We start from the raw sequence: 20,437 nt of genomic DNA, 5'->3' as shown, positions 1-20,437 counted from the left end.
GACAGGTCACAGTCCGTCGCGACCTGTGGGCATCAGCTGAAGAACATCGACGAAGCCAGCGCGTGACTGATCTCGCTGCGATAAATCGCGATCAGTTCCTGACTTGCACTGTCACGCTCGATGGCGCCTCCCAATCGTCTTTGCGCAACGGTCTTCAAATGCGCGGCGGTGAACGATCCGACGGGATCCGCCGTACTGGTGTAGTGAAAATGGGCGTACCAAAGTACCTCGCGGGTTCTGTGATCGAGCACCTCGTACTCGTCCAGATAGTCTTTTCCGGGCCCTTTGAGTCGACGCCGGGTGGTGACCTTGGCGATGTCCACTTCGCCCTCGCTTTTGAGCCACTCCACCCGTGCGGCCGTGGGAGGTTGTTCCTTGATCATCCGGATGCGGGTATTGCGGCCTGTCTCGTGAAGCGTGCTGACTGCGCTCTCGAGAGCATTGCGCAGGGTGACGGCTGCGTCGTTTCGCTCCTCGGTGCGGTTGCTGGCGAGCAGCGACTGATCGATGTGTTTGATGACTTCCCGCAAGCGTGCGGCATGCTGCTGGTAGAGGTCCTGAATCTCGGCAGGAATTCTGGGTGCGCGTCTGATCTGAGCCTGTATGCGTCGGTCGAATTCCGCAAGCCCGTCGAGTAACGCCTGGCCGCTGGTGAGACTGTCCGCCAGTCTGGGTGCGGGTCTTTGCGGTACGGGGCGAGGCGTGACTCTGCGCAGCCACACCCCAGGCGTTTTTTCATGAAAAGTGGCAATGATCTTGCCGGTCAGGGGGGCCTTGACGTCTACCAGCCCCGTGTCCCGGCCGTCGGCGCCCTTGCGTGGCTCACCGACCAGCGTGCCTTTGAAGCGGGTCTTGATGATCTTCTTCGTGGGCGTCGTTGCGGGCCGGGATGGGCCGGGTGTCGGCTCGACGAGACGCCGCTCCTGCAGAAGGCGGGTGAGATGGTTCAGCGTGTCCTGCCCGAATTCGGCAACCCGGGTGCGTACATGTTCCATGCGATCGGCAATGACATGTTCGGGATACTCGGCGACCAGATCGATAAAGCGCTGGTCGATGGCGGAAAACTGTTGTGACAGCGTATCCATGGCCTCGATCCGTTCTCCGAGGTTGAGCAGGCTTTCATCGCCGCCAAGATCCAGAGCGCTGCGAATGTTGAGGCTGGCGTCGTTGATCAGACGATCGAGTGCCATCTGTGCGTCCAGGCTCGGGGCGGGCTCTTCTTTCAGGCACAGGTGTTCCGCCAGGGTGATCTGCAACAGTTTGAGATCACTGAGTGTGAAGGGCGGCAGTTTGGTCTTGTAGACACGCGTGACCTCACAGGCTTCCTTGCCCAGCAGGCTGAGCTCCTGGAAGCGCGAGTGGGTGAGCTCGATCTTTTCGATCATGCCCTGAGTCATGTCGGTCATGCGGGTAAAGGATGCAGAGCGCTCAGGGCCACGCACGGGCTGCTCTTCGTCCAGCAGTGTCAGCGTGGTGCGCAAGCCATCGCGAAAGTCCACGGAGTGCTCGTTAAGCCAGGACTGCATCAAAAACAGTTGCAGCGACAGGCGTTCCACCATGGCGGAACGGTAGTTCGGAACGGGTTCCAGCGCATTCAGGGCCTTGAGATCCTGGGTGTGGGCGGCGTATGCCCTGATCTGGGTATCCAGGGTGTCGAGAAAGTGCCGGCGTGCAGCCGCAGCCGTCTGCGGTGTGGCCCCAAGCATGGCCTTGCGTACGTTGATCAATTCTTGCTGTTTGTCTTCCAGGGTGGCTTCGAAGGCGGTCAACGCGATTTTTTTCTTGTTCAGCCGCTGCTTGTTCTCCTGCTGCATTTTTTTCCGGCGGCTACCCAGGCCACCTCCCCGCAGACGCAATCGCAGGTCGATGAACCACTGACCCTTTGCGTCATGGGTCAGCAGCGGACCCGTACGAGTGACCTGCTGGCGCGAGTCGATGATCTGCATCAGGTCATCGTCGTTGATGGACACCTCGAACCAGCGCTCGCCCACGGGTGCGTACCATTTCGCTGCGTGGCTGTAGAGGTGTTGGTGCGGCCCCGCGCTCGCGGGCCCGACGAGTGACGCCGGCTTCTCGACCTTCAGTGTGTCGAGGAGCATGCCGAGTGACGGCTTTGACCGGCTCAGGGCACCCACGGTGACCAGTGACGTTTCATGTGTGGATGGAAAATCCGCTCCGCCAATGTCCGCAAGGCGTGTGATCTCGGGCTTGAGCGACACGGGCTTCTTCTCTGGAGCGATGACTGTTCGATGCTGTGCCTGTCGGTTGGACGCCGCCCGATGGGCGAGGATCATCCCCAGCGTGAGCAACACATCGGTCAGGGCCGACCACTCGATGGAGCCCGGTGTTTCGTTTTGCGTTTCGATCAGGGCTTGCAGGTCATCCAGGATCTGCCAGATCCACGCGGCAGTGCCCATGCTGCGACCCAGGAAGGGCAAGGCTGCGTTGAACAACATCCAGCCACCGCGCTTGAGCGTTGCCCAGCGTGCTTCGGCGTTGGAAACGGACTGACGGTCGGCCTGGGTGATCATGGCCTGAGCATTGGCATTGAACAGCGCCATCGCTAAATCCACTTCGATGGCATTGTCGTGTGCCAGTGAGACCGGCCCGGTCATGTCCAGCGCGACAGTCGGATCGACCAGCAATTGCGGGAGCGTCCATACCGACATCAGCGTGCCGGGAAACACGTACTGGGAATAATTGAAGCGCACGTCGTCAGGCAACCAGGCCAGTACCGATTGCCGGAGTGAACGGGAGTGCTGGATCGCATAAAGCAAATTGGTCTGGCCCGGATACTGGATCAGCGGCGGGTCGAGCAAAGGTCGATAGAGCAGGCACGGACCCTTGTCGGCCTCCTCGGGGCCAATGATGAACATGTTGGCCACGGTGTCGGTGCTGCTGTTGGTGCGATGGGCCTGGAATGCCAGCGGGCGGACCACGATCCTTTGACCATTCACCAGCCGGTCACCGGGGGCCGTGGCGAGGGCTGCGACGACATAGCGATAACCTTGCTCATCCAGGCCTCTCTCTTCACGGATCTTGCATTGCAGCGCCAGCAACGCCAGCTCGATCTGCAACTGATCGGTGTACAGCTTGCGCAGGGCAGGTGCCTCGACCGGGTCTTCGATCAGCCGACGCTTGAGCATGGCGGGGTAGACATTGCCGATGTCCACCGTGGTCACCAGGGTCTCGAGATACGACGGGGTCATCCAGCCTGGAAGGGGTGAACCGTCCCCATGACGAACGGTTTTGATGCCCATCGGTAAACCGGCCAGGTTCTGCAGCGCCAGTTCGATGAGCGTCAGCGTCAGGGTTTCTGTCTGTCCCGGCACGACGAACGTACCCCACACGACCAGGCTGGTGATGGTGATCTCGATGTTCTCGACCCGGATGTCGAGTGTCGTCGGATGATCCTTGCGAATCTGCGCAGTCAACTGCTCCACGGTGTAGGCGTGGAGCGTGGGAATCTCGCGTTGAAAGGATTTCCCGTGAGTGCGGTTTTGCAGGATTGCCAGATCCAGCAGGTGCCGGCTGAAACAGGTCTGGTCGGCCGTGGAGGCGCTGTCCAGCCAGTGTGGCAGCAGCGGCCGCAGCTGTTCGAAATCAGACGCTGCCCGCACGTTCGCTGCCAGGCTCTCGCCGATGGGAAGGGCTGACGTATCGGTTGCCTGCTGTGACATTCCGAATGAACCGATGACATCCGCATCCAGCGCCAGCAACGTGCAGGCCTGCTGATCGAAGAAGTTGCCTTCGGGTTCGAACAGTCGCCATTTCAGGTGACCTGTGCGAGTCGCCCGGGCCAGCAGGTCTGCCAGCGCCTCACCGAGTTCATCGAAAGAATCGAAATCGCGAAATCCCCGAGTGATGGAGTGAGTGGTGATGATTGTGCGCCGGCCCGAAGTGCCCGCCAGTACCGCAATCGGCAGCACATTCAGGTGCCTGTCTCCAATGCTGTGTTCACGGTCGACATCGATCAGGAACGCTTGTGTCTTGAAAGGGTCGTTGTGCAGCCGCTGTCGCTTGTCGGGAAACTGGTACACGGTTCTGGCCATCGCCAGTCGATCGGCGTCCCATCCTTGTGAATCGACGATGTTCCACTGCTCCCGCAAGGCATCCGACAGCTGATACCAGCGTGGCTCATCCGCTCGGGTGGCGGTGTTCCAGTAGGCGAGTTGCTGCTCCTGGTACGCCACGAACAGGAGCGTTGCGAGTTCGTTGACCAGACGACCCACTGCTTCGATCTTTACCGGCAGATGAATGACCGGTCCGCCCCCCGGTTGTCGCGTCAGAAAGTGTTCGCCATCAAGCCAGGTCACCGTAGTGCCATGGACACCCAGGCGTACCAGGACGTCAGTCAGTGATTCGAACTGTTCAGGTCCGGCGACGACGCGATCCTCTTCGATGCTCCAGGATGGTGTCACGACGATTGCCAGTTGCGGGTCGATGTCGAGGTTCGGGTACAGAGCCTTCAGCGCCGGGCGCAAGGCATTCGATGCTGCGTCCCTGAGTGACGGTCCGGACAGCAGCCGGGTTTGCAGATCGACGATGTCGGGGCGGGGAGTTTCAGGCATGTCCGTGTCCTTGTTTGTCGGTAGCGGCGCTCTCCTGCAACGCCGGGATCGGGACACGTTAAAGGCTTGCCGGCGAGAGGGTGCGGTAAATGGATACCGCAAGAAAAAGACCCGCGAAGGCGGGTCTTTTTCGGTGGCTGGCTTCAGGTGCCGGACTTGATCTTGGTCCACGCCCGGGTCCGTGCTCGCTCCGCATCGCGCGGCAGCGGTTGCAGGGTGTACAGCGTATTCATCGCCGCATCGGTCGGGTATAGATTCGGGTTATTGCGAATCGCCGGATCGACCTGCGCGGTGGCGTCCTTGTTCGGGTTCGGGTAACCGACAAAGTCGCTGACCGGCGCGATCACCTGCGGTTGCAGCAGGTAGTTGATGAAGGTGTAGGCGTCCTGCGGGTTCTTCGCGCCTTTCGGGATGGCGAGCATGTCGAACCAGATCGGCGCACCTTCCTTCGGCAGGCGCATGTCGACCACCACACCGTTCTTCGCCTCTTTGGCGCGATTGGCGGCTTGCGAGAAGCTGCCCGAATAACCGACCGCGACGCAGATGTCACCGTTGGCGATATCGGCCATGTATTTGGACGAATGGAAGTAGGTCACGTACGGACGAATCTTCATCAGCAAGGCTTCGGCCTTGGCGTAATCCGCCGGGTTCTTGCTGTTGGGGTCGAGACCCAGGTGTTGCAGGGCCAGCGGCAGGATCTCCGACGGCGAGTCGAGCAGGGCGACGCCGCACTGCTTGAGCTTGCTGATGTTCTCTTCCTTGAAGATCAGGTCCCAACTGTCCACCGGTGCGTTGTCACCCAATGCCGCCTTGACCTTGGCCGGATTGAAGCCGATCAGGATGGTGCCGTACATGTACGGCACGGCGAATTTGTTGCCCGGGTCGTTGGCCTCGATCAGCTTCATCAGTTTCGGATCGAGATGGTTCCAGTTCGGCAACTGACTGCGATCCAGTGGCTGGAACACCCCGGCCTCGATCTGCTTGGCCAGGAACACGTTGGACGGCACCACCACGTCGTAGCCGGAATTGCCGGTCAGCAGCTTGGCTTCCAGCGCTTCGTTGGTGTCGAAGATGTCGTAGACCAGTTTGGTCTGGCTGTTCTGTGCTTTGAAATCTTCCAGTGCCTTGGGGGGGATGTAGTCGAACCAGTTGTAGACGCGCAGGGTGCGTTCTTCGGCGTGCGCGGCGCCACTCAGCAGTGCTGCACAGAGCGCGGGGGCGATGAAATGCTTGAGACTTTTCATGACTCGAAACCTTCCAGCACATTCACCGCGTTGATGCCGATTTCCTCCACCGCGTAACCACCTTCCATGACGAACAGGGTCGGCTTGCCGAGGGCTGCAATACGCTTGCCCATGGCCAGGTAGTCCGGGCTGTCGAGCTTGAACTGCGAGATCGGGTCGTCCTTGAAGGTGTCGACGCCCAGCGACACGACGATGATGTCGGCGCCGTAGTTTTCGATCTCCGCGCAGGCCTGATCCAGCGCCGCGCTCCAGACATCCCAACCGGAACCGGCCGGCAGCGGATAGTTGAAGTTGAAGCCTTCACCGGCGCCTTCGCCGCGTTCATCTTCGTAGCCGAGGAAGAACGGGAATTCCGCTTCCGGGTGGCCGTGGATCGAGGTGAACAGCACATCGCTGCGCTCGTAGAAAATCGATTGGGTGCCGTTGCCGTGGTGATAGTCGACATCGAGGATCGCGACCTTCTTGTGGCCCTGATCGAGGAACGCTTGCGCTGCGATGGCGGCGTTGTTGAGGTAGCAGTAGCCGCCCATCAAATCGCCGGCAGCGTGGTGTCCCGGCGGACGGCACAGGGCGAAGGCCCCACGGGCGCCGCGCTGGATTTCCGCTTGGGCGGTCAACGCCACTTGCGCTGCGCTGTACGCCGCTTGCCAGGTACCGGCGGTGATCGGTGCGCCGCCGTCGAAGCTGTAATAGCCGAGCTGGCCATGCAGGCTGGTGGGTTTGACCTGACGCAGGGTGCGCGCGGGCCAGGTGTAAGGCAGCAAATCGCCGTCTGTGTTGAATTCGGTCCAGCGCGCCCAGGCGCCTTTGAAGAAGTCGAGGTAATCGCGGCTGTGGATGCGCTCGATGGGCCCGAGGCCGAAATCCTTCGGCGCCTCGACCGGGCCGAGGTTTTGATTTTTTACCCGTTGCAGCACGTGGTCGGCGCGGGACGGCATCTCGAAGCAAGGCTTGAGCTGACCGTCGATCAATTCGCAGCGGCCATGGTGCAGGTGGTGATCGTCAGAGTAGATCGTCAGCATTTGTTGTTCTCCGCAGGGGCTGATTCGGTTGACCCCAGTGTTGCGGCGTGGGGCGAATCGGAGAACGGCCAGAGAGGCCAAAAGGGGATCGATGTGGCCAAAAATACTGACCTGATATCGCCCCTCGACGGTTTAACCGTGTGGGCGGAACTGGCTCGGCGCCACACCGCTCCAGCGCACGAAGGCATGGCGGAAGCTCGCGGTCTCGCTGAATCCAAGGGTTTCGGCGATGCGATAGATAGGCAGTTGATCTTCGCAAAGCATCTGCTTGGCCCGCTCGAAGCGCAGCTCGTCGAGCAGTTCCTGATAGCTGCAACCCATGTCCTTCAGATGCCGACGCAAGGTGCGTGGCGAGCAGTTCATCTGTTGCGCCAGACCTTCCAGCCCCGGCGCGGCATTGAGTTGCGCAGTGAGCAACTGACGGATGCGCCCCAGCCACGCCTGGCGGCCGGTGAACTCAGTGTTCTGCTTGCGGCAGCGCTCGGCCATGGCCTGGTGGGTGATGATGTCGGCCAGCGGTAGCGGTTGATCGAGCCAGCACCGGTCGAAGGCGAAGGCGTTGTCCTTGGCGCCGAAGTGCAGGGGCGCCTTGAAGTGTTCGGCGTAGCTGTCGCGATAGTCCGGCGCGGCGTGTTCGAAGCGGGCGGCCAGCAATGGCAGCGGATGACCGAGCAGGTCGTCGCAGATGACTTTCAGCGACACCAGACAGAATTCTGCGTTGAACACTGCCATCGACGGACTCTCGCGGTAATCGGCGGCAACGAACCAGACACGCTCGCCGTCGTCTTCCAGGCTCAGTTCGAAAAGTGTTCCCAGCAGCGCCGGATAACGGATCGCCAGGCGCAAAGCGTCACCGAAGGTGGCACAGGTCAGCAGCGCGTAACCGAGGATGCCGTAGCAGGAAACATGCATGCGCCGGCCCAGTTCCAGGCCGATGTCATGCTTGAGCGCGACCGCGTTGGCGCAGACCTGCATCTCCTGATTGGTGGTGATGCGGGTATCGGCCCGGCTCAGATCCGCCGCGCTGATGCCGCTGCCGGCCAGCAGTGCTTCGCTGGACAGATCTTCGGACTTGAACGTGTTGAGGATCAGCGAGACCGCATTGAGCGTGGTGAGGTGGGAGTGGAGCATAGGATCTTCCAGCCTTGAGGTGCTGGAAACGGCAGCAAGTTGCATGCCGGGCCGTGGGAGCAGAGCAGCTCCCACGGCCGGTTGCTATCAGCTGAGCTCGCCGCACAGGTCGAGTTCGACCAGACGCCGTACTTCAGCCGCCTCAAGGCCTGCCCCCAGCAAAGCGTTCAACTTGCCGAACGCCGCCTCACGGGTCATGCCGCCACCGGACAACACGCCGACGCCACGCAAGCGGCTGCCCGCTTCGTAGATATCCAGTTCCACACCGCCTTCATGGCACTGCGTAACCGCAACCACCACCACGCCCTTATCCCGCGCCCGGCCGAGGCTGGCGAGGAACTCCGGGTTGTCGCTCGGCCCGGTACCGCTGCCGTAGCACTCCAGCACCAGACCCTGAATGCCGCTGTCGAGCAGGCCGTCGATGATCTCGGCGCCGATGCCCGGGAACAGCGGCAACACGGCAACTTTGGCCAGTTGCTTGGGTTGGTTGTAGTTCAGCGCTGCCGGCAGGGACGTGGCTTTCACACCGCCGCCCTGACGCTCCAGGCGCTTGAACGGGTGACGTCCGAAGCTGCGCACTTTCGCGCAGCGGGTCGGAGCGAGCAGCTCGCCGTGGAAGTACAGATGCACACCCGGTGCCAGGCCGTGGCCGAGGGCAACCAGCGCGCCGCTGAGGTTTTCCCAGGCGTCGCTGTCGGTGACACCGGCCGGCAGCATCGAGCCGGTGAAGCACACACGGGCATGCAGGCCGAGCAACTGGAAGCTCATGGCGGCGGCGCTGTAGGCCAGGGTGTCGGTGCCGTGGAGGATCAGCACGCTGTCGCAGCCTTGCACATCGACGGCGTCGACAACGGCTTCGCGCAGTTGCTGCCAGTAGGCCGGGGTCATGTTGGCGCTGTCGATCAGCGGCGACATCTCGCGAAAGCGCCACTGCGGTACGACCAGTTCAGGCTGGCTGTGCAGGTAGTCGCGCATCCGCGCTTCGAAACCGGAGGCCGGGGCCAGACCGTTGGCGCTGGCCTGCATGCCGATGGTGCCGCCGGTGTACAGCACCATGACGTGCTGGGCGGTAGGGTAAGTCGAGGAATTCATGGGGAGTTCTCCTGAACGAAGACAGCAGGCGGTCGAGCATGACGCTGACCGCCGCTTGTGTCACGCCGGGCGCAAGACCTGCGCCCGGTTTTTTCCCGATCAGCGTTGCGCTGCTGGGATGCCTTGCGCCTGAGCGTCAGCCTTGGCAGCCGCCGACGGGCTGGTTGGCCAGGCTTTCAGGTCAAGGTCCAGATCGGCGAACTTGCTGGAGTCGAACACGGGCTGGTCGACGCCGGCGCGGCGCTGTTCGTCGTAGTCGCGCATCACACGCATGCCGACCTTGAACAGCAGGGCGAGGGCCACCAGGTTGACGAAGGCCAGGCAGGTCATGGTGATGTCGGCGAAGGCGAACACGGTCGACAGGTCCTGCATCGAACCCCAGACCACCAGCGCCAGCACCAGACCGCGGAACGTCATCAGCGCAACACGGTTGCGGGTGAGGAACTGCAGGCTGTTCTCGCCCAGGTAGTAGTTGTAGAGGATGCAAGTGAAGACGAACAGCGACAGCGCGACGCTGACGAACATGCGGCCCCAGTCACCGACCACGGCGGCCAGCGAGTTCTGGGTCAGGACGATGCCGTCACCTTCGAAGCCTGGGGTGTAGAAGCCCGACAGCAGGATCAGCAACGCGGTGCAGGTGCAGATCACGAAGGTGTCGAGGAACACGCTGAACGCCTGGACCACGCCCTGAGCGCCAGGGTGCTTCACGGCCGCCACGGCGGCGACGTTCGGCGCACTGCCCAGACCCGCTTCGTTGGCGAACACGCCACGCTTCACGCCCATGACGATGGCGCTGCCGAGCAGGCCACCGAAGGCCGGGTCGAGGCCGAAGGCGCTCTTGAAGATGGTGACCAGCATGGCCGGTACGTGTTCGATCTGGGTGCCGATCACGTACAGGGTCACGGCGATATAGGCCAGGGTCTTGACCGGAACCAGCAGGTCGGACACCGAGGCGATGCGCTTGATGCCGCCGATGAAGGTGATGGCCAGCAGCACAGCCAGGACGATACCGGTGTGTTGCGGGTCAAAGGCAAAGGCGTTCTGCAGCGAGTGGGTCACGGTGTAGGACTGCAGGCCGATGAAGGCGAAGCCGTAGGTGACCAGCAGCAGGATCGAGAACACCACCGCCATGCCCTTGAGCTTCAGGCCGTGCTGGATGTAGTAGGCCGGACCACCACGGTACAGACCATCACCATCGGCACGTTTGTAGACCTGGGCCAAAGTACATTCGAAGAAGCTGCTGGACATGCCGACCAGAGCGGTCACCCACATCCAGAACACCGCACCCGGACCACCCAGGGTCACGGCGATGCCGACACCGGCGATGTTGCCTGCACCGACGCGGCCGGCGAGGCTGAGCATCAGGGCCTGGAACGAGCTGAGTTGACCGGCGCTGCCTTTGAGGCTGTCGCGGAACACCGCGAACATGTGGAAGAAGTGGCGCAATTGAACGAAACGCGAGCGAATCGTGAAGTAGCTACCGAGCCCGACAATGAGCACGATCAGTACTTTCCCTGAGAGGAAGTCGTTGATGACTTCGAGCATGGATTTTTCCTCGCTGTTTATTGTGTAAGCAAATGCTGGATGGTCGGAAACATCGCGTTACACCGGTGCGCGCGCGGCACAACGGGCGAGGCGAGGGTTTCGTCCCGGATCCATATCGCGGGTTTGTTATTAGTTCGGGTTTCGCATGGGTTATGGCCTCGTTACCGACGACCGCTCACGCGAAGAGGGGCGGCACTATACCGATCAGTGCGGCGCCCGTCTGCACGGTTGTGGTGCAAGCGACGAAACGAAGCTTTGAAACACCCGACGTTACCGGCGTCGGGGCTTTTGCGGGATGACTCCCACAGAAGACGATTGTCCTTTCAAATAGTTAAAAAAAAGGGCTTGGGGAATGATCCCCAAGCCCTCAAAAGGTGAGAGGTGTCTAGTCCCTCGACCTGGTGAGCGGTGCTACAAATAACGCGTCGGATCAGGCCTTCAGAGGCACCAGACGCGGAGCAATCATGTTTTCCGGGCGCAGGATGTCGGCGAGCATGGCGTCGTCGAGCAGACCTTCTTCGCGCACCAGTTCCAGCACGCCGCGGCCGCTTTCAAGCGCGATACGGGCGATGCGGGTGGCGTTTTTGTAGCCGATGTACGGGTTCAGTGCGGTGACCAGACCGATCGAGTGTTCGACCAGTTCGCGGCAGCGCGCTTCGTTGGCGGTGATGCCGACGATGCAGTGCTCGCGCAGCATGTCCATGGCGCGTTGCAGCAGACGGATCGAGTCGAGGATCTTGAAGGCGATCAGCGGCTCCATCACGTTCAGTTGCAGTTGGCCGCCTTCGGCCGCCATGGTCAGCGCCAGATCGTTACCGATGACCTGGAATGCAACCTGGTTCACGGCTTCCGGGATTACCGGGTTGACCTTGCCTGGCATGATCGAGCTGCCTGGCTGACGCGCCGGCAGGTTGATTTCGTTGATGCCGGTGCGTGGGCCGCTGGACAGCAGGCGCAGGTCGTTGCAGATCTTCGACAGCTTGACCGCGGTGCGCTTGAGCATGCCGGAGAACAGCACGAAGGCGCCCATGTCGGAGGTGGCTTCGATCAGGTCGGCGGCTGGAACCAGTGGTTGGCCACTGATCAGGGCCAGACGCTGTACGGCCAGGGCCTGATAGCGCGGGTCGGCGTTGATGCCGGTACCGATCGCGGTGCCGCCCAGGTTCACTTCGGTCAGCACTTCCGGGGCCAGCGTCTTCAGACGGGCCAGGTCTTCGCCCATGGTGGTGGCGAATGCGCGGAACTCTTGACCCAGGGTCATCGGTACGGCGTCTTGCAGCTGGGTACGACCCATCTTCAGGACGTGGTTGAATTCTTCACCCTTGGCCGCGAACGCCTGAATCAGGCTGTCGAGGCTGGCCAGCAGCGCGTCGTGACCCAGCAGCAGACCCAGGCGGATCGCGGTCGGGTAGGCGTCGTTGGTCGACTGCGCCATGTTCACGTCGTCATTCGGGTGCAGGTACTGGTACTCGCCTTTCTGGTGACCCATCGCTTCCAGCGCGATGTTGGCGATCACTTCGTTGGCGTTCATGTTGGTGGAGGTACCGGCGCCACCTTGAATCATGTCGACCACGAATTCTTCGTGGAAATCACCGCGGATCAGACGTGCACAGGCTTCGCTGATGGCAGCGTGCTTGGCTTCGCTCAGGTGGCCCAGCTCACGGTTGGCGTCAGCGGCGGCCTGTTTGACCATCGCCAGACCGACAACCAGCTTCGGGTAGTGCGAAATCGGAACGCCCGAGAGGCGGAAGTTGTTCACCGCTCGCAGGGTCTGGATGCCGTAATACGCTTGAGCAGGGACTTCCAGGGAGCCAAGCAGGTCGTTTTCTGTGCGGAATGATGCAGCGGAGGACATGATAGAAATCATCTCGATATGGACCCGGTCTGTGCCGGAACGCTGCGAATGCTAGGCTTGTGGGAATTTTAGGGCCAATGCTGTTAAACACTGCCCTATGCACATTCGGCATAATGCCCGTGTGACGCCGCGTGCGCGGCAGACGTGTGACCTGTTTTGGTGCGTGTCCGGGAGGACGTGATGAATCTGGAAAGCAAATGGCTCGAGGACTTCAGTGCCCTGGCCGCCACCCGCAGCTTCTCGCAGGCAGCCGAACGGCGCTTCGTGACCCAGCCGGCCTTCAGTCGGCGGATCCGCAGCCTGGAAGCGGCGCTGGGCCTGACGTTGGTCAACCGCTCGCGTACGCCGGTAGAGCTGACGGCAGCGGGGCAACTGTTTCTGGTGACCGCGCGCACCGTGGTCGAACAGCTCGGTGAAGTGCTGCGCCACCTGCATCACCTGGAAGGCGGGCAGGGTGAAGTGATCCAGGTGGCTGCGGCGCACTCGCTGGCGCTGGGGTTCTTCCCGCGCTGGATTGCGCAACTGCGCAACGAAGGCCTGAACATCGCCACGCGGCTGGTGGCGACCAACGTCGGCGACGCGGTGCACGCGCTGCGTGAAGGTGGCTGCGATCTGATGCTGGCGTTCTACGACCCGGACGCAGCGATGCAGATGGACCCTGAAATTTTCCCGTCGCTGCACCTGGGCCAGACCGAAATGCTCCCTGTGTGCGCGGCGGACGCCAACGGCAAACCGCTGTTCGATCTGGAAGGCGAGGCCAGCGTGCCGCTGCTGGCCTACAGCGCCGGGGCGTTTCTCGGCCGTTCGGTGAACGGCTTGCTGCGCCAGCGACAGCTGCGCTTCACCACGATTTATGAAACCGCCATGGCCGACAGCCTTAAAAGCATGGCCCTCGAAGGCTTGGGCATCGCCTGGGTTCCGCAGCTAAGCGTGCGTGCCGAACTGGCCCGTGGCGAACTGGTGGTCTGCGGCGGCCCGCAATGGCATGTGCCGCTGGAGATTCGCCTGTACCGTTGCGCGCTGGTGCGCAAGGCCAACGTGCGGTTGTTGTGGCGCAAGCTGGAAGGCGGTGCGGCGAGCAGTAATACCTGAATCAAAGAAGCGGAGGCACAAGTTGTTTTGCGCCTCCGCCTGGGGCTTGTAATGTCTAAAGGACGATCAGAAGTACCACGGATGTAAATCAGTCCCAGTCATCATCATAATCGGGACGTGGCGTACTTTTTCTGATGATTGGCGCGTTCAGATAGTTACGAATGTTCTCTCGGTTTTTATCGCTGAAACGGTTGGCGTTGCCACGTAATGGTGAGGATTCAGCACTCATGATCGTTTCGCTCCACCAACCGTTGTACAGAATCTCGCTGTCTTCATGGGTGGCACCGAACATGTGGCCTGCTTCGTGGGTTGGGGTCATGTCACTTGTTATTGAAGCGATACCCGCATAGCCCTTGGATTGGGCAACGCCCAATACGCTGCGGTTTATATCATTGCGGGTCAGCAATAAATATTTGTTGAATCGGGTATGCGAGTCGTTCAGGAGAAGGGGGCCAAAATGTTTTTTTAATTTCTCTCTCCAGGCGTCCAGAGAAACAGCAGCGGAGATGTTCTTATAATCAAGATCACTCAAGGACTGTGCTTCTGACGGACTGAACATATTAATTGATATCTTGCGGCCGGAGAGGTTCTGGATTTCCTCGGCGAACCAGGAGAAATGAGTGCTGTACAAGTCGTATCTGCCGTAACTCGATAAGTCCTCATGGATGAAGACATTTAGTGTTAAAGGCTGTTTGGTCATGTTCAAATCCTTTTGGCGATTTCAATTGAACTGGTGATTTTGGGCAGGCGTGCTGGTTCCAGCGATTCTGCCATTGCTGTTTTCAGAAGTTCTTTAAATACAGATTTATTGCTGTGAAGTATCAGTGTTTTGTTCTTTGTTATTTGATTGTTCTGTATTTTTAAATGTGTAGTTGGCTGTATATCATTTAATTTTTATTGTGGCTCTAATGGAAATTTTGAATTTTATTACGTGGCGTCATACGGGAGTTTAAGTGCGCGATCCATTCAATCTGTCGACCCTGCTTTACGCATGAAAAATCGAAGCAGTATTCTTGAACCGAGAGTCAGCAAAATGTGTGGTTGCGGACAGGTGACAGATGGTCGCCACGGGGGCTGTTTATTGCTTTCTTTGCGGTATACTGCGCGGCCTTCGGCCGGTTCGTCCGGCCATTTTTCCTACAACAAGCCACGCAATCTGCGTGGCTTGTTGTTTTTGACGCGCCTGCGGGCGCCCAGAGAGAAGAGGCGCGACGATGAGTGCACTGGTTGGCGTGATCATGGGCTCCAAGTCCGATTGGTCCACCCTTAGCCACACCGCCGATATGCTGGAAAAGCTCGGCATCCCGTACGAGGTCAAGGTGGTGTCTGCCCACCGCACCCCGGATCTGCTGTTCCAGTACGCTGAAGAGGCCGAAGGCCGCGGCATCGAGGTGATCATCGCCGGTGCCGGTGGCGCGGCCCACCTGCCAGGCATGTGTGCGGCCAAGACCCACCTGCCGGTGCTGGGCGTTCCGGTGCAGTCGGCCATGCTTTCGGGCGTCGATTCGCTGCTGTCGATCGTGCAGATGCCGGCCGGCATTCCGGTTGCCACCCTGGCCATCGGCAAGGCCGGTGCGATCAACGCCGCGCTGCTGTCGGCGAGCATCCTGGGCGCCAAGCATCCACAATTCCACGCGGTACTGAAGACCTTCCGTGCCGAGCAGACGGACAGCGTCCTGGACAATCCAGACCCACGTATTGCCTGAGGTTGTTGAGATGAAGATCGGTGTAATCGGTGGCGGCCAGTTGGGTCGCATGTTGGCTCTGGCGGGCACCCCGCTGGGCATGAACTTCGCTTTCCTCGACCCTGCGCCGGATGCTTGCGCCGCCGCGTTGGGCGAACACCTGCGGGCCGATTACGGCGATCAGGATCATCTGCGTCAGCTGGCCGATGAAGTCGATCTGGTGACGTTCGAGTTCGAAAGCGTCCCGGCTGAAACCGTGGCCTTCCTTTCGCAGTTCGTGCCGGTCTACCCGAGCGCCGAAGCCCTGCGTATCGCCCGCGACCGCTGGTTCGAGAAAAGCATGTTCAAGGACCTGGGGATTCCGACCCCGGCGTTCGCCGACATTCAGTCGCAAGCCGATCTGGACGCCGCTGTCGCTTCGATCGGCCTGCCGGCCGTGCTGAAGACCCGTACCCTGGGTTACGACGGCAAGGGCCAGAAAGTCCTGCGCAAGCCGGAAGACGTTGTCGATACCTTCACTGAACTCGGCAGCGTGCCTTGCCTGCTGGAAGGCTTCGTGCCGTTCACCGGCGAAGTGTCGCTGATCGCCGTGCGTGCCCGCGATGGCGAGACGAAGTTCTATCCACTGGTGCACAACACCCACGACGGCGGCATTCTCAAGCTGTCGGTCGCCAGTTCCGGTCACCCGCTGCAGGCCCTGGCTGAAGACTACTCCAGCCGCGTCCTCAAGCAGCTGGACTATGTCGGCGTGATGGCGTTCGAGTTCTTTGAAGTCGACGGTGGCCTCAAGGCCAACGAAATCGCCCCGCGTGTGCACAACTCCGGGCACTGGACCACCGAAGGCGCCGAGTGCAGCCAGTTCGAAAACCACCTGCGGGCCGTTGCCGGTCTGCCGCTGGGTTCGACGGCCAAGGTCGGCGAGAGCGCGATGCTCAACTTCATCGGCGTCGTGCCTCCGGTCGAGAAGGTCATCGCCATCGACGATTGCCATCTGCATCACTACGGCAAGGCCTTCAAGGCCGGGCGCAAGGTCGGTCACGCCAACCTGCGTTGCAAGGACAAGGCGACCCTCGAACAGCAAATCCTCAAGGTCGAGGCGCTGATCGCCGAATAACGAGAGTTTCATCTGGCAGCGGCGGAACCATTAGGGGCCGCCGTTCTCTGATGGCAGGATGCCAAAGTCTGACTAGGCTTTCGCATATCGACCAATTCAGAGGGAAATGCCATGGGAATTATCGGAACCATCTTTATCGGCCTGATCGTCGGCCTGCTGGCACGGTTCCTCAAGCCGGGCGACGACAGCATGGGCTGGATCATGACCATCCTGCTGGGTATCGGCGGTTCGCTGGCAGCCACCTACGGCGGCCAGGCTCTGGGCATTTATCACGCGGGCCAGGGCGCCGGCTTCTTCGGTGCGCTGGTGGGCGCGATCGTCCTGCTGGTGATCTACGGCCTGATCAAAAAGAACTGATCCAAAGCGATAAAGCCCTCTCTGCCAAACCGGTGGAGAGGGCTAGAATGCTCGGCGATTTACTGTTTCCTTTTTCCTACGAGCATCTTCATGCGCCGTCTTCTGTTGACTCTCCTTTTGCTGGGCAGCGGTCTGGCCCACGCCGGCGAACTGCCGGAAACCGACTGGCTGGAACTGATGCCCAAGTCGGATCAGAAAGCCCTCGAGGCCATGCCTGAAATCGACCACAACTCTCCGGAAGCCACCGGCACCTTCACCCAGAAAGGCGGGATGAAGCAGGCCAAGGGTTTGCCGGCGGTGATGTATTCGACCAAGACCGTGGCGTCGATGAACGACAAACACATCCGCATCGGTGGTTATCCGGTGCCGCTGGAGTCGGACGCCAAGGGCCGCAGCACGCTGTTTTTCCTCGTGCCGTACCCGGGCGCCTGCATCCACGTGCCGCCACCGCCACCGAATCAACTGGTGCTGGTGCGCTACCCCAAGGGTTTGAAGCTGGACGACATCTACACGCCGCTTTGGGTGACCGGCACGCTGAAGATCGAAAAGGTCAGCAATGACCTGGCCGATGCGGCCTATGCGTTGGAAGCGGACAAGGTGCGGGTGGTGCAGGAAAAGGATCTGTAATCCCGAGCAGCAAAAAAAATCGCAGCCCAAGGGCTGCGATTTTGTTTTCAGAGCGGCTTGCCGCCGACGCTGACGCCCATGGTGTGGCTGGCATCCGGCGCGAGGGTCACGATGTCATCCATCACATTCGCCGTTTCGATGCACAACATCCGCTGCCAGCCGTCGTTGTCCATGTCGCTGAACGCGGCGGCGCGGTCGATCCACGGGTTCCAGATCACTGCCGTGCGTGAGCCAGTCGCGGTCAGCACAATGCGCCGCTCCCAGGCCGGATCGACGATGCTCAGTTGCGGCGGAGCGTCGAGGTAGATGCGGTCGGTTTCCCCGGCAAAACGCAGGTCGCCTTGCTGGGTGTGCGTCTTCCAGTCATCCAGGGTCTCGATGTAGTTCAGGCCGTCCACGCCTTCGACGCGTACGTTGCGCACATCGCTGACGGCGAAATAGCTGTGCAGCGCCTGGCTGATGCTGACGGTGTCGGTGCCACGGTTGTGGCTGGTCAGGCTGATGTGCAGCTGATCGTCGAGGCGCAGGGTCAGGGTCAGGTCGACCTGATGCGGCCAGCCCGCAAAGCCGCCTTCAGGGTAGGGCAGGGTGAATTCCACCTTCAGGCTTTCGCCCTCGGTTTCGATACCACCCAGCTCCCAGTCCATCGCCCGGACAAACCCGTGAGCGGCCGCCGGCTCTTCGCTGACGCGCATGGCCTGCACGCTCTGCGGGTTGCGGGCGAAGACGCCAAACCACGGCCAGCACACCGGCACGCCGGCGCGGATGCTCTTGCCGGTCTTGAACACGGCCTTGTCGTTCAGCCAGATCAGCGGCGGCTGGCCATCCACCTGATAACTGAGGATGTGCGCGCCTTGCTGGGCCACCAGCACTTCGGCCTGACCGTGGCGGATGCGCCAGCAGTTCAGTTCATCCAGTTTCACGGCTTCAACGTTGGGCGTGTTCATGGGACAACTCTCGAATCAGCAACTTGGGACGACTATCGACCTTGAAACGGCCGCGAGGTTTAACGTGCGCGCGGCGGAACCGAACGGGTGCGACCGCTGCCATCGATAGCCACGAACACGAACACCGCCTCGGTCACTTTACGCCACTCGCTGGACAGCGGGTCGTCGCTCCACACCTCGACCATCATCTGGATCGAGCTGCGGCCGATTTCCAGGGTCTGGGTATAAAAGGACAATTGCGCGCCGACAGCTACCGGTACCAGGAACGCCATGCGGTCAATGGCAACGGTCGCGACACGACCACCGGCGACGCGGCTGGCCATTGCGGTGCCGGCCAGGTCCATCTGCGCCACCAGCCAGCCGCCGAAAATATCGCCGAAGCCGTTGGTTTCGCGGGGAAGCGCGGTGATTTGCAGGGCCAGGTCGCCTTGCGGGATCGGATCTTCTTGTTCGAGCTCTATCATGCCGGGGGTGCCTCTGACCCGTGACTCTTCGTTGGGTATTGCTGGTGGTAGCCGTCTTCAGGAAAAACGATTCAGCACCGAACATACTACGTTCGTCACGTTTTCCATAAGGCAACTAAAGGGGAAACTCTGCGAAACCGACTGGTTCAACGCGATAAGGCGGCCAGCAACGTTTTCGCACAGCAACCCCTTACAAGCCGGAGCAGGATTGCGAGTATATCGGTCGGTAGACTCCGCGACGACCATCGGGTTCTCATTTCGACCGTCAAATACGCGCCTCTATGTGCTTTTTCGAACAATTTGCTATGGTGCCGAACCTGCCCGAGCCACAGCCAGCGTTGTTGTGGCGGCAGATCCGACTATAAGAGAAGACCTTGCCATGACCACAGCGCCCTCGAGCATCGCGCAGCCAGACCAACCCGCACGACCCTTGACCCGCAATGACTACAAGACTCTGTCGCTATCGGCCCTGGGCGGTGCGCTGGAGTTCTACGATTTCATCATTTTCGTGTTCTTTGCCACCGTGGTCGGCAAATTGTTCTTCCCCGCCGACATACCCGAGTGGCTGCGCCTGATGCAGACTTTCGGCATTTTCGCCGCCGGTTACCTTGCGCGACCGCTGGGCGGGATCGTGATGGCGCACTTCGGCGACCTGCTGGGGCGCAAGAAGATGTTCACCCTGAGCATCTTCATGATGGCCGTGCCGACCCTGATCATGGGCCTGCTGCCGACCTACGCACAGATCGGCATGTGGGCGCCGATCCTGCTGTTGTTGATGCGCGTGATTCAGGGCGCGGCGATTGGCGGTGAGGTACCGGGGGCGTGGGTCTTCGTTTCCGAACACGTGCCCGGAAAGCATGTCGGCTATGCCTGCGGTACCCTGACCAGCGGCCTGACCGCCGGCATCCTGCTGGGTTCGCTGGTCGCCACCGCGATCAACAGCATTTATACACCGGTGGAAGTTTCGGATTACGCCTGGCGGATTCCATTCCTGCTCGGCGGCGTGTTCGGCCTGTTCTCGGTCTACCTGCGCCGCTGGCTGCACGAAACCCCGGTGTTCGCTGAACTGCAACAGCGCAAGGCCCTGGCCGAAGAAGTGCCGCTGCGCGCGGTGCTGCGTGACCATCGCGGGGCCATTGCAGTCTCGATGCTGCTGACCTGGTTGCTCTCCGCCGGCATCGTCGTGGTGATCCTGATGACCCCGACCGTGCTGCAGACGGTCTATCACTTCTCGCCGACGATGGCGCTGCAATCCAACAGCCTGGCCATCGTCTTCCTGAGCCTGGGCTGCATCATTTCTGGCGCACTGGCGGATCGCTTCGGTGCGGGCCGCGTGTTCGTGTTCGGCTGCCTGGGCTTGCTGGCCAGTTCCTGGACCTTCTATCACAGCCTCGCCGATCACCCGGACTGGCTGTTCCCGCTGTATGCGCTGACCGGTTTCCTGGTCGGTACCATCGGCGCGGTGCCGTACGTGATGGTCAAGGCATTCCCGCCGGTGGTGCGCTTCAGCGGTCTGTCCTTCTCTTATAACGTCGCCTACGCGATCTTCGGCGGTCTGACCCCGATGGTGGTCAGCCTGCTGCTGAAAGAAAGTGCGATGGGGCCGGCCTATTACGTGGCGGTGCTGTGCGGGATGGGGATCCTGGTCGGCGCCTGGCTGTGGAGCAAGGGCCGGTAATTCATCCCACATG

16 protein-coding genes are annotated in these 20,437 nt (G+C 60.9%); 6 read left to right on the top strand and 10 right to left on the bottom strand.

The window, feature by feature from the left end; all coding sequences use genetic code 11:
- Positions 1-32: 32 nt before the first annotated feature.
- The 7 genes from M5B98_RS08410 to aspA all read right to left on the bottom strand — a co-directional run bounded on the left by M5B98_RS08410 (position 33) and on the right by aspA (position 12,460).
- Positions 33-4,571, bottom strand: a complete 4,539-nt coding sequence (locus M5B98_RS08410; RefSeq protein WP_248742427.1) for a dermonecrotic toxin domain-containing protein — start codon at positions 4,569-4,571, stop codon at positions 33-35.
- A gap of 143 nt (positions 4,572-4,714) precedes the next feature.
- Entirely contained in the window at positions 4,715-5,815 is a 1,101-nt protein-coding gene (locus M5B98_RS08405) for a polyamine ABC transporter substrate-binding protein (RefSeq protein ID WP_248742426.1), read from the bottom strand.
- On the bottom strand, positions 5,812-6,837 hold the full coding sequence (locus M5B98_RS08400) for a histone deacetylase family protein (RefSeq protein WP_115079742.1): 1,026 nt from the start codon (positions 6,835-6,837) through the stop codon (positions 5,812-5,814). Before M5B98_RS08400 ends, M5B98_RS08405 begins: the two co-directional genes overlap by 4 nt.
- A 132-nt stretch (positions 6,838-6,969) precedes the next feature.
- On the bottom strand, positions 6,970-7,968 hold the full coding sequence (locus M5B98_RS08395; RefSeq protein WP_248742425.1) for an AraC family transcriptional regulator: 999 nt from the start codon (positions 7,966-7,968) through the stop codon (positions 6,970-6,972).
- Between the two features lie 87 nt (positions 7,969-8,055).
- Positions 8,056-9,060 (bottom strand): asparaginase, encoded by a 1,005-nt coding sequence (locus M5B98_RS08390; RefSeq protein WP_248742424.1) that lies wholly within the window; start codon positions 9,058-9,060, stop codon positions 8,056-8,058.
- A 99-nt stretch (positions 9,061-9,159) separates the two neighbouring features.
- Positions 9,160-10,605 carry an alanine/glycine:cation symporter family protein gene (locus M5B98_RS08385; RefSeq protein WP_085708807.1) on the bottom strand — a complete coding sequence of 482 codons (1,446 nt, stop codon included), beginning with the start codon at positions 10,603-10,605 and terminating at the stop codon, positions 9,160-9,162.
- A gap of 430 nt (positions 10,606-11,035) precedes the next feature.
- Entirely contained in the window at positions 11,036-12,460 is a 1,425-nt protein-coding gene (gene aspA, locus M5B98_RS08380; protein WP_085708808.1) for an aspartate ammonia-lyase, read from the bottom strand.
- A 180-nt stretch (positions 12,461-12,640) separates the two neighbouring features.
- Between aspA and M5B98_RS08375 the strand changes: the two genes are divergently transcribed.
- Positions 12,641-13,552 carry a LysR substrate-binding domain-containing protein gene (locus M5B98_RS08375; RefSeq protein ID WP_248742423.1) on the top strand — a complete coding sequence of 304 codons (912 nt, stop codon included), beginning with the start codon at positions 12,641-12,643 and terminating at the stop codon, positions 13,550-13,552.
- 88 nt (positions 13,553-13,640) lie between these two features.
- Here the strand turns inward: M5B98_RS08375 and M5B98_RS08370 are convergent, their stop codons facing one another.
- Positions 13,641-14,252: a hypothetical protein gene (locus tag M5B98_RS08370; RefSeq protein WP_248742422.1), complete on the bottom strand. Its 612-nt coding sequence runs from the start codon at positions 14,250-14,252 to the stop codon at positions 13,641-13,643.
- A gap of 514 nt (positions 14,253-14,766) precedes the next feature.
- Between M5B98_RS08370 and purE the strand changes: the two genes are divergently transcribed.
- The 4 genes from purE (at position 14,767) to M5B98_RS08350 (ending at position 17,335) form a co-directional block, all read left to right on the top strand.
- Complete coding sequence (purE, locus tag M5B98_RS08365) at positions 14,767-15,258, top strand: 5-(carboxyamino)imidazole ribonucleotide mutase (protein WP_007954291.1); 492 nt, start codon at positions 14,767-14,769, stop codon at positions 15,256-15,258.
- A 10-nt stretch (positions 15,259-15,268) separates the two neighbouring features.
- The gene (locus M5B98_RS08360; protein WP_248742421.1) at positions 15,269-16,351 is read left to right on the top strand and encodes a 5-(carboxyamino)imidazole ribonucleotide synthase; all 1,083 of its coding nucleotides are present in this window, start codon (positions 15,269-15,271) and stop codon (positions 16,349-16,351) included.
- A 111-nt stretch (positions 16,352-16,462) separates the two neighbouring features.
- Positions 16,463-16,708: a GlsB/YeaQ/YmgE family stress response membrane protein gene (locus M5B98_RS08355; RefSeq protein WP_248742420.1), complete on the top strand. Its 246-nt coding sequence runs from the start codon at positions 16,463-16,465 to the stop codon at positions 16,706-16,708.
- 90 nt (positions 16,709-16,798) lie between these two features.
- Positions 16,799-17,335 carry a DUF3299 domain-containing protein gene (locus tag M5B98_RS08350; protein WP_085708811.1) on the top strand — a complete coding sequence of 179 codons (537 nt, stop codon included), beginning with the start codon at positions 16,799-16,801 and terminating at the stop codon, positions 17,333-17,335.
- A 47-nt stretch (positions 17,336-17,382) separates the two neighbouring features.
- Here the strand turns inward: M5B98_RS08350 and M5B98_RS08345 are convergent, their stop codons facing one another.
- Both M5B98_RS08345 and M5B98_RS08340 read right to left on the bottom strand, forming a co-directional pair.
- Positions 17,383-18,282: a D-hexose-6-phosphate mutarotase gene (locus M5B98_RS08345; RefSeq protein WP_248742419.1), complete on the bottom strand. Its 900-nt coding sequence runs from the start codon at positions 18,280-18,282 to the stop codon at positions 17,383-17,385.
- Positions 18,283-18,341: 59 nt separating this feature from the next.
- Complete coding sequence (locus M5B98_RS08340) at positions 18,342-18,746, bottom strand: acyl-CoA thioesterase (RefSeq protein ID WP_003229628.1); 405 nt, start codon at positions 18,744-18,746, stop codon at positions 18,342-18,344.
- Between the two features lie 379 nt (positions 18,747-19,125).
- On the opposite strand from M5B98_RS08340, the gene M5B98_RS08335 reads away from it, so the two are divergent.
- Positions 19,126-20,424 carry an MFS transporter gene (locus M5B98_RS08335; protein WP_248742418.1) on the top strand — a complete coding sequence of 433 codons (1,299 nt, stop codon included), beginning with the start codon at positions 19,126-19,128 and terminating at the stop codon, positions 20,422-20,424.
- The last annotated feature ends 13 nt before the right edge of the window (positions 20,425-20,437 follow it).

Origin of the sequence: Pseudomonas sp. MWU12-3088 (assembly GCF_023242405.1) — a bacterium.
Lineage (GTDB): Bacteria > Pseudomonadota > Gammaproteobacteria > Pseudomonadales > Pseudomonadaceae > Aquipseudomonas > Aquipseudomonas kribbensis.
Note: the sequence above shows the minus strand (reverse complement) of the source record. Positions and strands in the feature narration are given on the sequence as shown.

Coding starts and splice junctions, on each gene's coding strand:
- M5B98_RS08400 (WP_115079742.1), bottom strand. CDS start 6,837: ATGCTGACGATCTACTCTGACGATCACCACCTGCACCATGGCCGCTGC.
- M5B98_RS08390 (WP_248742424.1), bottom strand. CDS start 9,060: ATGAATTCCTCGACTTACCCTACCGCCCAGCACGTCATGGTGCTGTAC.
- M5B98_RS08345 (WP_248742419.1), bottom strand. CDS start 18,282: ATGAACACGCCCAACGTTGAAGCCGTGAAACTGGATGAACTGAACTGC.
- M5B98_RS08355 (WP_248742420.1), top strand. CDS start 16,463: ATGGGAATTATCGGAACCATCTTTATCGGCCTGATCGTCGGCCTGCTG.
- M5B98_RS08370 (WP_248742422.1), bottom strand. CDS start 14,252: ATGACCAAACAGCCTTTAACACTAAATGTCTTCATCCATGAGGACTTA.
- M5B98_RS08395 (WP_248742425.1), bottom strand. CDS start 7,968: ATGCTCCACTCCCACCTCACCACGCTCAATGCGGTCTCGCTGATCCTC.
- M5B98_RS08405 (WP_248742426.1), bottom strand. CDS start 5,815: ATGAAAAGTCTCAAGCATTTCATCGCCCCCGCGCTCTGTGCAGCACTG.
- M5B98_RS08375 (WP_248742423.1), top strand. CDS start 12,641: ATGAATCTGGAAAGCAAATGGCTCGAGGACTTCAGTGCCCTGGCCGCC.
- M5B98_RS08350 (WP_085708811.1), top strand. CDS start 16,799: ATGCGCCGTCTTCTGTTGACTCTCCTTTTGCTGGGCAGCGGTCTGGCC.
- M5B98_RS08410 (WP_248742427.1), bottom strand. CDS start 4,571: ATGCCTGAAACTCCCCGCCCCGACATCGTCGATCTGCAAACCCGGCTG.
- M5B98_RS08335 (WP_248742418.1), top strand. CDS start 19,126: ATGACCACAGCGCCCTCGAGCATCGCGCAGCCAGACCAACCCGCACGA.
- M5B98_RS08360 (WP_248742421.1), top strand. CDS start 15,269: ATGAAGATCGGTGTAATCGGTGGCGGCCAGTTGGGTCGCATGTTGGCT.
- M5B98_RS08385 (WP_085708807.1), bottom strand. CDS start 10,605: ATGCTCGAAGTCATCAACGACTTCCTCTCAGGGAAAGTACTGATCGTG.
- aspA (WP_085708808.1), bottom strand. CDS start 12,460: ATGTCCTCCGCTGCATCATTCCGCACAGAAAACGACCTGCTTGGCTCC.
- M5B98_RS08340 (WP_003229628.1), bottom strand. CDS start 18,746: ATGATAGAGCTCGAACAAGAAGATCCGATCCCGCAAGGCGACCTGGCC.
- purE (WP_007954291.1), top strand. CDS start 14,767: ATGAGTGCACTGGTTGGCGTGATCATGGGCTCCAAGTCCGATTGGTCC.